Here is a 6573-nt window from a genome sequence, read left to right on the forward strand (position 1 = left end):
GTGGCGATCACCAGCCCGGTGTGGGACACGCCGGAACGACGCGAACTGCGCGCGACCGTCCGAGGATTCGTCGAACGACATATCCTGCCGCATCAGGACGACTGGGAACGCGACGGGCTGATCCCGCGCGAGCTGCATCGGGAGGCGGCCAAGCTCGGCCTCTTCGGCCTCGGCATCGCCGAGGAGGTCGGTGGCTCGGGTGGCGACCTCGTCGATTCATCCATCCTCGCCGAGGAACTGCACTATGCCGGTGCGGCGGGCGGGGTGTTCGCGTCGCTGTTCACCCACGGGATCGCCCTGCCGCATCTCATCGGTGCCGGTGATCCGGAACAGATCGACCGGTGGGTGCGGCCGACGCTGGCCGGGGAGAAGATCGGCAGTCTGGCCATCACCGAACCGGGCGGAGGGAGCGACGTCGGGCACTTGCGGACCTCCGCGGTCCGCGACGGCGGCCACTTCGTGGTCAACGGCTCCAAGACCTACATCACCTCGGCGGTCCGCGCCGACTTCGTGGTCACCGCGGTCCGCACCGGCGGGCCCGGCGCGTCCGGGGTGTCGCTGCTCGTCATCGACAAGGACACCCCCGGATTCACGGTGACCCGCAAACTCGACAAGATGGGTTGGCGCTGTTCGGATACCGCCGAACTCGCCTTCGTCGACGCGCGGGTCCCCGTCGCCCACCTGGTGGGTGCGGAGAACTCCGGATTCGCCCAGATCGCCACCGCTTTCGTGACCGAACGATCCAGCCTGGCCATCCAGGCCTACGCGAGCGCGCAGCGGTGCCTCGACCTGACCCTGGCGTGGGCCAGAGACCGCGAGACGTTCGGGAAGCCGCTGATCGCCCGACAGTCCGTGCAGGACACCCTCACCGAGATGGCCCGCCGCATCGACATCGCCCGCACCTATACGCGGGCGGTCGTGGAACGCAAGATCACCTCCGACGACGACCTGATCGCCGAGGTCTGCTTCGCCAAGAACACTGCCGTGGAAGCCGGCGAGTGGGTGGCCAACCAGGCGGTGCAACTGTTCGGCGGACTCGGCTACATGACCGGCACCGAGGTGGAACGCCAATATCGCGACATGCGGATCATCGGCATCGGCGGCGGCACCACCGAGATCCTCACCGGCCTGGCGGCAAAACGATTGGGGTATCAGCAATGACCGTGATCCGCTCGACGCTCGACCCGGCCGGTGTGGACTACCACGCGGCCGAGGGCGCAATGGCCGACAAACTCGCCGAACTGCAGATCGAGTTCGACAAGGCGCTCGCCGGCGGCGGCGAGAAGTACGTCGCGAGGCACCGTGAGCGTGGCAAGATGACAGCCCGTGAACGCATCGAACTGCTGATCGACGAGGACTCCGCGTTCCTGGAACTGTGCCCGCTCGCCGCCTACGGCTCGGATTTCCAGGTCGGGGCGTCGATGGTCACCGGGATCGGTGTCGTTGAGGGCGTCGAATGCCTCATCACCGCCAACGACCCGACCGTCAAGGGCGGCACGTCCAACCCGTGGACGCTGCGGAAAATATTGCGGGCCAACGATATCGCCTTCCAGAACCGGTTACCGGTGATCTCGCTGGTCGAATCCGGCGGCGCCGACCTACCCACCCAGAAAGAGGTCTTCGTCCCCGGCGGGCGGATGTTCCGTGACCTCACCCGCCTCTCGGCGGCCGGCATCCCGACCATCGCGCTCGTATTCGGTAACTCCACCGCCGGCGGCGCCTACGTTCCGGGCATGAGCGATCACGTCGTGATGATCGAGAACCAGTCCAAGGTGTTCCTCGGCGGACCACCGCTGGTGAAGATGGCCACCGGCGAGGAGAGCGACGACGAATCGCTCGGCGGCGCCCAGATGCACGCCCGGCAATCGGGTCTGGCCGACTACTATGCCGCCGACGAACAGGACGCCGTCCGGATCGGGCGCCGCATCGTGTCGCGGCTGAACTGGCGCAAACAGGGACCGGGCCCGGTCGCCGAGGTCATCGAACCGCGCTACGACAGTGAGGAACTGCTCGGGATCGTCCCGTCGGACCTGAAGATCCCGTTCAACCCACGCGACGTGATCGCCCGCATCGTCGACGACAGCGACTTCGACGAGTTCAAACCCGAATACGGCAGCTCCCTGTGCACCGGGTGGGCACGCATCCACGGGTACCCGATCGGCATCCTCGCCAATGCGCAGGGCGTGCTGTTCAGCCAGGAGTCGCAGAAGGCCGCCCAGTTCATCCAGCTGGCCAACCGCAGTGACACGCCATTGTTGTTCCTGCACAACACCACCGGCTACATGGTCGGCAAGGAATACGAGCAGGCCGGCATCATCAAGCACGGCGCGATGATGATCAACGCGGTCTCCAATTCGACCGTGCCGCATCTCTCGGTCCTGATCGGCGCCAGCTACGGCGCCGGGCACTACGGCATGTGTGGACGCGCCTACGACCCGCGGTTCCTGTTCGCCTGGCCCAGCGCCAAATCGGCGGTGATGGGGGCGACGCAACTCGCCGGGGTCATCTCCATCGTGTCCCGTGCGGCGACCGAGGCGCGCGGAGGAGTCGTCGACGAGGCCGCCGACGCCGCGATGCGGCAGATGATCGAGGCCCAGATCGAGGCGGAGTCGGTGCCCGCCTTCCTGTCCGGCATGCTCTACGACGACGGCGTGATCGACCCCCGCGACACCAGAACAGTCCTCGGTCTGTGCCTGTCGGCCATCCACGGTGCCCCGGTCGAGGGCACCTCCAACTTCGGCGTCTTCCGGATGTGAGGCGGACATGACCATTACCTCTGTGCTCGTCGCCAACCGCGGCGAGATCGCCGGCCGCGTCTTCACCACCGCCCGCGCCATGGGCATGCGTACCGTCGCGGTGTTCTCCGACCCCGACGAGCATGCCCCCCATGTGGCGATGGCCGACGCGGCGGTGCGGCTGCCCGGATCGGTGTCCGCCGACACCTATCTGCGGGGCGATCTGATCATCGCGGCCGCGCACGCGTCGGGCGCCGACGCCATCCATCCCGGCTACGGATTCCTCTCGGAGAACGCCGAATTCGCGCAGGCCGTCATCGATGCCGGCCTGACCTGGATCGGTCCGCCACCGGAGGCGATCACCGCGATGGGCTCAAAGGTCAACGCCAAGAAGCTGATGGACGACGCCGGTGTCCCGGTGCTCGGCAATATCGACCCCGCCGCGGTGACCGCCGACGATCTGCCGCTGCTGATCAAGGCGTCCGCTGGTGGCGGTGGACGCGGTATGCGCATCGTGCGCAGCCTCGACGAGCTGTCAGCCGCCGTGGAAGCCGCTGCGCGGGAGGCACAGTCGGCGTTCGGTGACCCGACGGTGTTCTGCGAACCCTACGTCGAACGCGGCCACCACATCGAGGTCCAGATCATGGCCGACACCCACGGCGCCATCTGGGCGGTCGGCGAACGGGAATGCTCGATCCAGCGCCGCCACCAGAAGGTGGTCGAGGAGGCCCCGGCACCGCTCGTCGACCGCCTCGGCGGCGACCTGCGCGAGAGACTGTTCGCCGCCGCCCGATCCGCGGCCGCCGCCATCGGCTACACCGGCGCCGGGACCGTCGAGTTCCTCGCCGACGAGACCGGGCGGTTCTACTTCCTGGAGACCAACACCCGTCTGCAGGTCGAGCACCCGGTCACCGAACTCACCACCGGTACCGATCTCGTCGCCTGGCAGCTGCGGGTGGCGATGGGGGAGCACCTCGACCTCACCGAACCCACCTCGTCCGGGCACGCGATCGAGGTCCGGCTCTACGCCGAGGATCCGGCGGCGCAGTGGCAACCGCAGTCCGGCACGGTCCACGCGGTAGAGATCGACGAGGACGTGCGGTTCGGGCTGCTCGACCGTCCGGGTATCCGGGTGGACTCCGGTGTCGAAGACGGTAGCGAGATCTCCGCCTTCTACGACCCGATGCTCGCCAAGGTGATCTGCTGGGCGCCCGATCGTCGGAGGGCGGCGGCGATGCTCGCCCGGGCCCTCGCCGACGCACGCATCCACGGGCCGGTCACCAACCGGGACATGCTGGTGAACACCCTGCGCACCAAGGAGTTCCTCACCGGCGACACCGACACCGCCTTCATCGATGAGGTAGGGCTCGGCGTGTTGTCGGCGCCACTCGCCGGCGCCGACGATGTGCGGCTCGCGGCCACCGCCGCCGCACTCGCCGATGCCGCGCTGGGCCGCAGCCTGGCGACGGTACAGGCCGGGCTGCCCTCGGGATGGCGCAACCTCGCGTCCGGTCATCAGGTGAAGCGCTACGCGGACACCCGCGCCGACGGTGCCGAGATCGAGGTGCGCTACCGGTACGGCCGTACCGGAGTCGTGGACCTGCCCGACCTACCCGAGGCGTCGGTGGTCGAGGTGTCGCCGGACCGGGTCGTCGTCGAGGTGACCGGAGTGCGGCGCACGCTGCGTGTGGCCCGCTACGGCGAGGCCGTCTTCGTCGACGGTCTGGGAGGAGCGGTCGCGCTGCGCCGCCTGCCGCGTTTCGTCGACCCGTCCGCCATCGCCCGCCCGGGTTCGCTGCTGGCACCGATGCCCGGTGCGGTGATCCGCATCGGTGTCACCGAGGGCGACCGGGTCGTCGCCGGCCAGTCGCTGCTGTGGCTGGAGGCGATGAAGATGGAGCACACCGTGTCCGCGCCGGTCGACGGCGTCGTCACCACACTGTCGGTTCAACCCGGACAACAGCTTTCCGTCGGCGACGTCCTCGCGGTGATCACCGCCGATGGCGAACTCGACCACACCGCCCCAGCAGAGGAGAACGTCGGATGACCGACCTGAGCGACACCGCAGTGAACCCGTTCGTCGAAACCCCGGAACGTGCTGCCCTGCGCGCGTCGGTGGCTGCCCTCGGCGCCAAATACGGCCAGGACTACTTCCGCGCGTGCGCCCGCGAGGGACGCAAGACCGACGAGATGTGGAGTGAGGCCGGAAAACTCGGGTTCATCGGGGTCAACCTCCCGGAGCAGTTCGGCGGGGGTGGCGCCGGGATGTACGAACTGGCCATCGTGATGGAGGAGATCGCGGCGGCCGGCAGTGGGCTGCTGATGCTGGTCGTATCGCCGGCCATCTGCGGCAACGTCATCGCACGGTTCGGCACCGACGAACAGAAACAGCGCTGGCTCCCCGGGCTCGCCGACGGGTCGATCACCATGGCGTTCGGCATCACCGAACCCGACGCCGGGTCGAATTCGCACCAGATCACCACCACCGCCCGGCGTGACGGCGGCGACTGGTTGCTGAGCGGACGCAAGGTCTTCATCTCCGGTGTCGACCAGGCGCAGGCGGTGCTCATCGTCGCCCGCACCGAGGACGCCAAGACCGGAAAGCTCAAGCCGGCCCTGTTCATCGTGCCGACCGACGCGCCGAACTTCGAATACACCATGATCGACATGGAGCTGCAGAACCCCGAGAAGCAATTCCAGCTGTTCCTCGACGACGTGCGGCTCCCCGCCGACGCGCTCGTCGGCTCGGAGGATGCCGCGCTGAGTCAATTGTTCGCGGGGCTCAATCCCGAACGCATCATGGCCGCCGCGTCGTCGGTCGGTATGGGGCGGTTCGCGCTGAACAAGGCGGTCGCCTACGTCAACGACCGCACCGTCTGGAAGACCCCCATCGGAGCGCATCAGGCGATCGCACATCCGTTGGCGGAGGGAAAGGTCCAGCTCGAGATGGCCAAGCTGATGATGCAGAAGGCCGCGACGCTCTACGACGCCGGCGACGACTGGGGTGCCGCCGAACCGGCCAACATGGCCAAATACGCCGCCGCAGAGGCGTGTGTGAAGATCGTCGATCACGCCGTGCATTCGATGGGTGGCAACGGACTGACCAGCGAATACGGTCTGGCACCCATGTTGAGCCTGGCGCGGATCGCCCGCATCGCGCCGGTGAGCCGAGAAATGATCCTGAACTTCGTGGCGCAGACCAGCCTCGGGCTGCCGAAGTCCTACTGAACGGAGCGATGCGATGACCGAAGTCGTCCACTCTCACCTCGAGGGCGGAGTGCTGACGCTCACACTGGACTCACCCAAGAACCGCAACGCGCTCGGGGCGGCGCTGGTCGAGCAACTGCGCAACGGCCTGCGGGAAGCGGAGACCAACGCCGACGTCCGCGCCGTCGTCCTCACCCATGCCGGCGGAACATTCTGTGCCGGCGCCGATCTCAGCGAGGCACTGGCGGGCGGCGCGTCCGTGCAGGAGGCGTCGGCGATCGGTACCGGCGCGATGCTCGACCTGATGCGGACCATCCTGGAACTGCCCAAACCGGTGATCGCGAAGATCAACGGTCACGTGCGCGCCGGTGGTTTCGGACTCGTCGGGGCCGCCGACATCGCGCTGGCCGGGCCGGCCTGCACCTTCGCACTCACCGAATCGCGGCTCGGGCTGGCGCCGTCGGTGATCTCGCTGGTGCTGCTGCCGAAGATGACCGCACGGGCATCGGGCCGGTACTTCCTGTCGGGGGAGAGCTTCGATCGCCAGACCGCGGTGCGAATCGGCCTGATCACCGAATCCTTCGCGACCACCGACGATCTCGACGCCGGCGCCGACACGGTGCTCGCCGGT

At 68.0% G+C, this 6573-nt stretch carries 5 protein-coding genes; all 5 read left to right on the forward strand.

All coding sequences use genetic code 11. The annotated features are described in order from the left end of the window. Positions 1-1161: an acyl-CoA dehydrogenase family protein gene (locus tag GORHZ_RS16665; protein WP_006334903.1), complete on the forward strand. Its 1161-nt coding sequence runs from the start codon at positions 1-3 to the stop codon at positions 1159-1161. Then, a complete protein-coding gene (locus tag GORHZ_RS16670) occupies positions 1158-2756 on the forward strand; it encodes an acyl-CoA carboxylase subunit beta (RefSeq protein ID WP_006334904.1) in 1599 nt (532 codons plus the stop codon). Before GORHZ_RS16665 ends, GORHZ_RS16670 begins: the two co-directional genes overlap by 4 nt. A gap of 7 nt (positions 2757-2763) precedes the next feature. After that, on the forward strand, positions 2764-4782 hold the full coding sequence (locus tag GORHZ_RS16675; protein ID WP_040532325.1) for an acetyl/propionyl/methylcrotonyl-CoA carboxylase subunit alpha: 2019 nt from the start codon (positions 2764-2766) through the stop codon (positions 4780-4782). Continuing rightward, positions 4779-5963 carry an acyl-CoA dehydrogenase family protein gene (locus GORHZ_RS16680; RefSeq protein WP_006334906.1) on the forward strand — a complete coding sequence of 395 codons (1185 nt, stop codon included), beginning with the start codon at positions 4779-4781 and terminating at the stop codon, positions 5961-5963. The genes GORHZ_RS16675 and GORHZ_RS16680 overlap by 4 nt, the downstream gene beginning before the upstream one ends. 13 nt (positions 5964-5976) lie before the next feature. Next, positions 5977-6573 (forward strand): enoyl-CoA hydratase-related protein (locus tag GORHZ_RS16685; protein WP_006334907.1); only part of this gene is annotated, 597 nt, incomplete at its 3' end.

It is taken from the genome of Gordonia rhizosphera NBRC 16068, assembly GCF_000298195.1.
In the GTDB taxonomy this organism is placed as follows: domain Bacteria; phylum Actinomycetota; class Actinomycetes; order Mycobacteriales; family Mycobacteriaceae; genus Gordonia; species Gordonia rhizosphera.

Excerpts from the sequence above, each read along its gene's own strand:
- GORHZ_RS16670 (WP_006334904.1), top strand. The coding sequence starts at position 1,158 with ATGACCGTGATCCGCTCGACGCTCGACCCGGCCGGTGTGGACTACCAC.
- GORHZ_RS16675 (WP_040532325.1), top strand. The coding sequence starts at position 2,764 with ATGACCATTACCTCTGTGCTCGTCGCCAACCGCGGCGAGATCGCCGGC.
- GORHZ_RS16680 (WP_006334906.1), top strand. The coding sequence starts at position 4,779 with ATGACCGACCTGAGCGACACCGCAGTGAACCCGTTCGTCGAAACCCCG.